The sequence below is a fragment of the Dethiosulfatibacter sp. genome, assembly GCF_983023055.1.
Genome location: NZ_CEZJXU010000171.1, coordinates 1 through 4,876, shown reverse-complemented (window position 1 = coordinate 4,876; position 4,876 = coordinate 1). Strand labels below are relative to the sequence as shown.

Below are 4,876 nucleotides of genomic sequence, written 5' to 3'. Positions count from 1 at the left end.
ACCACTCTCGCTTATCTGTGTCAACCGTTTTTTATAAGTTTTTCAAAACTTTTTTCGCTTCTTTTTTCTCTTTTTAAGTCGTTTCTTTTAATGTCTTTCGCTCCTCTTTTGAGGCGCTTTATCAGTATAATGATTTACCCTTCAATTGTCAATTGTTATTTTTAATATTTATCAATTTTTTCTTTCGGGCTTCATTTTCTGCACTTCTCTTTCGTGAGTGCTTTATCATTATAGGGATTTATACTATAATTGTCAACGCTTTTTTTACAAGTTTTCAAAAAAGTTTTCTATTAGTTTCCACATAGTTTTTTTACTGTAATTAAGACTCCATACACCCACTCCATTGAGATTGTAATTCTCTACAAGTTCCAACCGTTTCTTTAAGGATACTTCATCCTCTATCCATATCTGGTAATGTATATTGTCTATAGTTTTCTCTCCATAGTTCTGGCCCGTCTCTTCATCATATTCAAATTCAAAGTTGTTTTCCGTTACAAACCTGTCTGCAGAAGTCAATCTCAAAGATGTCACGTCATAAACTGTTCCATTTTCGGTTTCTATTGTTTCCCAGAGCCTTGTATAAAAAGGAAGGCCTAATATTATCTTTTCACTCTGCACATATTCCATCAACCCTGTCACTCCCTTTTCAACCCATGATAGAGATGCAATTGATCCTATGCCGTGTTCAGGAAGAGTTCTTTCATCATAAGCCATTAGGACTACATAATCTGAATACCTACCTATCGTCTTTCTGTCATAAAACATGGACCAGTTCTCACTTTTCGAAAGAACCGTAACATCAACAGACATTAGAATATTTTCCTTCTTAAGTCTCATATACAATTCCCTAAAGAAAGCAGCAAGATTTTCCTTGTCTTTTAGATATATGTTTTCAAAATCAATATTGACTCCCTTGTAGCCGTTTCCCACAGCCATGTCTGCAATCTTTCCAGCAATATCACTCCTTCCTTCCCTGTCCTTCATTACATCAGAGGTCAAGTCAGGATCAAAGGAATTGGAAAAAGTGCCCCATACTTCGATTTTATTCTCATTGTAATAGTCAATATATTCTTCCATGTACCAGTTTGAAAATTCAAGGGTATCTTCTTTTAGATGATGCCAGGTAGGACATATGACATTCATTCCAGGATATATATCTTCTTCTTTAAACTCAGAAGGTTCCCTTGAGAAAAAATCCCATGCCAATACTATCTTCTTTTTGTTGATATTTTGCAAAAAGTTTGTTTCAAAATAAGATTTCATTGATTTCAGATAGTTGTCCTTAACATAGCCTATCTTGTCACCATATCTCACTAAACACCAGTTCCCTGTCTTGTTATATTTAATTAAAATACTTCCTTCTTCTATATTTACTATTTTTTCACTTCTTGTACTTTCTTCTCTATAGAGCCTGATTTTTCTTTCATTTGATATTTCGGAATAGACGTCTTCAATAAACATCAGGTCCTCAAATACAGTTATGTTGTATTTACCATTCATCTTGTTCTTGATATAATTGGAATTCAAAAATACTTTTGAGTCCTTATTGTACCAGACAGTCCTTTTATTCTTTGTTAAATCTACTGTATATGTCTTCATGTCATCATATATTAGGATAAGTTCCTCTTCATCACTAAAAAAGATATCCAGGAGGTCATTGTTTTCCAGAAATTCAACTGAAAGAAAGATATTGTTGTCCGCCTGAAGAAAGCTTTCACTATCACCCGTTAAAACTCCATTCAAATAAACACCTGAAAATTTCTTTTCAGATGTTTTATTATTTAAGACGAACATGAAAATTAAAAATACAAATAAAGCAGCAGATGATATTATCCGCTTTTTCCTTATATCCTTACTATCTTTCATACTATTTCATCTTCTCTATTTCTTTTTTTATGTTTATTGCAATCTCGTCATTGGGATTTATTTCCAAAGCCTTGTCTATATCTTCTTCCGCTTCTTTTATCTTGTCCAGATATATCCTTGAAACAGATCTGTTTGCCAAAAGCTCACTGTTGTTCTCAGACAATATTATGGCATTGTCAAGAATCTCCTCAGCTTCCTTGAATTTATTCATGTTTAGATAGCAGATAGCCAGCTCGTTCAAAGCTTCTTTCTGGTCCGCTTTCATGAACAATACATTTTTGAAATAATCCGACGCAATTTCGTATTCCAAATTTTGTCTAAAGGCAAGTCCAATGACGAACAATAGATTCCACCAATCCGGGAAATATTCCACAAGAGGAAGAAGTTTCTCCAGACCGTCTTCAGTGTTGCCGTCAAGGACATAGCTATATCCTATTTCATAATCCACAAGCTTTTCAAGCGATTCATTTTCTGTTCTTACTTCCTCTATCCTTACAGAATCCTGGTCATGCTCCATAAATCTATCCCAATAGTCCTTGGCCCTCACATACTGACCGAGTCCTCGGTAGTAGAAGCCAAGCTTGTAAAGAGACAGTGTGAAATTCTCTTCCTCATCGCAGCTGCTATGGTAGTATTTTACAGCCTCATCAAAGAATATCTCGGATTTCTTACTGTTTTTCTTGTCTGAATGATCTTTAGCCAGATTTTCAAGACAGCTTCCTAGAATGAAGAGATTTCTTGCACTGGTTTCTATTTCAACAAGAGCAAGTGCAAATATTACTGAATACTCCAGCTTTTCACCAAACTTGTTTATGAGGTGAATTATATATGACTGAAGATTGGCTTTTGACTTGTTCAATATTTCTAGATAATAGTCATGGTATATAAACTCAGGATCTGCTCCAAGCATGAAGCACATTCCAGTACATATATTTTCCATACTCAATCCTTCATTTACAGTAGATTCCTTTACATCATTAATAAAGTCTTCAAGAAGCAAGGGGATTTCCAATTCCCTGTCCAGTACGAAATTTCCTTCCATTACTGGAATCTCCGCACCTTTCTTTAAAGTTACAAAGGGTACAAATTCAAGTTTTTTCTCTCTCAGTATTCTAATCTCATCATAAAATGTCATTTAATTCTTCCTCCAAAATATCAGTAACGTCTGTTTTTATACTTCTTGAAAATATATTTCTCTTGTCCCCGTAAACATATGCATAATATCTATCATTAATCCTTACCAGTCTGAATCGGTTTACAAGCTTCTTATTTTGAATATTGTCATTACCTTCAAAGTATTTCTCTCTGAAGTTTTCACTCTTCAATAGTTCGTGCTTAAGCTTTAAACATTCCTTTTCATTAACTCCTTGGAAAAAAGCCGGCATGTCAAGATTTCTCTCGTTTAATAAAAAGTCATCCCTAAGTTCATCACGTATATCCAGGTTGCATACTTTTAAAGCAAATTCGTTAAGAACACCATACATATCTGATTTCTTGCTTGGCCTATCAAATAGACCTTCTCTGATCCAGTAACTGCAAAAGGTTTTAAAAAAATCAAAGGGTTCATACATTGTCATAAGTTTTTCAATAGAGTTTATAAAATGATGCTCGTTATAGAAAATATCTACCAGATCTTCTATCTTTTTTAGATACAGAAGTTCCCTGTCAGACATGAAATCTGTTTTTATTACTTCATAGGGAGCAGTTTTCTTGTATACTATTCCGTATTTCTCTGCATTTTCCCTTATTGAAGTACCTTTTAGAACCTTCAGGAATCCAAGCTGAATTTTTTCTATCTTCATATTATACACGTCATTGAAAGATTTTCCAAAGGATTCCATATCTTCTTCCGGAAGTCCCGCTATAAGATCCAAATGTCTGTGCACATTGTTTCCTGCTCCTATCCTTTCTACAACATCCTTTAGCTTGTTGATGTCGGATTTCCTGTTTACCTCATTCAATGTGTTTGGATTTGTTGACTGCACACCTATTTCAAACTGAAACATGTCTTCAGGCAAACTATTTATAAGTGAAATCATGTTATCGTCAAGAAGTTCCGCTGTTATTTCAAAATGTATCTTCATTCCCTTTTGATTATTATTAACTATATGATTTATTATTTCTTCAGCTCTCTTCCTGTCCGTATTGAAGGTCCTGTCTACAAACTTTATAACATTGGCTTCTGTTTTCAGCAGTTTGTCCAAATCCTCCTTCACCCTTTCAAGCGTAAGATTACTTACTCCATTGATGCTTGAAGATATGCAAAAGCTGCAGTTAAAAGGACATCCCCTGGAACTTTCATAATAAACATACTTGTTTTTAAAGTTTTCCCCTTCTTCATAAGGGTAGTCAAGGATGGATATGTCTTCAATGGGTCCATAGTTTTCATTTTCCAATACTAATCCATTCATTCTATAGGTTAGACCCTTGATAGTTTCAATATTTTCGTCTGATGACAACTTCTCGAAAAACTCATGAACTGGAAGTTCTCCCTCTCCTTTAATTATATAGTCAATGAAATCATTGTCATTCATAAGTTCTATAGATTCAAAGGTAACTTCAGGTCCGCCCAGAAGAATTCTCATATCCTTGCTTCCCCTTCTTAAAGATTCCGACAGCGACAGTATTTCATTTATATTCCATATATATGAAGAAAAACATACAAAGTCAGCCTTAGATTCAAGAATTTCCCAAAGAATATAATCTTTCTTCTGGTTTATTGTAAATTCAAGGAATTCCGATTCAATTCCTTCAATATCACTTATTCTGTTATTCAAATATCTCACTGCCAGGTTCACATGTGAATATTTGCTGTTTAATGCTACAAACAATACTTTCATTCTCATTTAATTTTCCAACCGGTAACAGCCCAATTGAGTATTGACTATTATGGTCTTACCTTTCTCGGTTTTAATACTTCTAACAATCATGCATTTCCCAAAATTGCTGTGCTCCACAACTGCATTTTCCATTTCATTGTAAAGCTTGTTTTCCACCAGGTTGTATGCCA

General features: G+C 34.3%; 3 protein-coding genes. All 3 read right to left on the bottom strand.

The annotated features are described in order from the left end of the window. Positions 1 to 264: 264 nt before the first annotated feature. The 3 genes from AC3AX0_RS07235 to AC3AX0_RS07225 are packed head-to-tail and all read right to left on the bottom strand — an operon-like array spanning position 265 to position 4,706. Positions 265 to 1,866: a glycosyl hydrolase family 18 protein gene (locus AC3AX0_RS07235; protein ID WP_487549635.1), complete on the bottom strand. Its 1,602-nt coding sequence runs from the start codon at positions 1,864 to 1,866 to the stop codon at positions 265 to 267. Between the two features lies 1 nt (position 1,867). Next, positions 1,868 to 3,001, bottom strand: a complete 1,134-nt coding sequence (locus AC3AX0_RS07230; RefSeq protein ID WP_487549634.1) for a tetratricopeptide repeat protein — start codon at positions 2,999 to 3,001, stop codon at positions 1,868 to 1,870. Further along, positions 2,988 to 4,706 carry a B12-binding domain-containing radical SAM protein gene (locus AC3AX0_RS07225; RefSeq protein WP_487549633.1) on the bottom strand — a complete coding sequence of 573 codons (1,719 nt, stop codon included), beginning with the start codon at positions 4,704 to 4,706 and terminating at the stop codon, positions 2,988 to 2,990. Before AC3AX0_RS07225 ends, AC3AX0_RS07230 begins: the two co-directional genes overlap by 14 nt. Between the last annotated feature and the right edge of the window lie 170 nt (positions 4,707 to 4,876).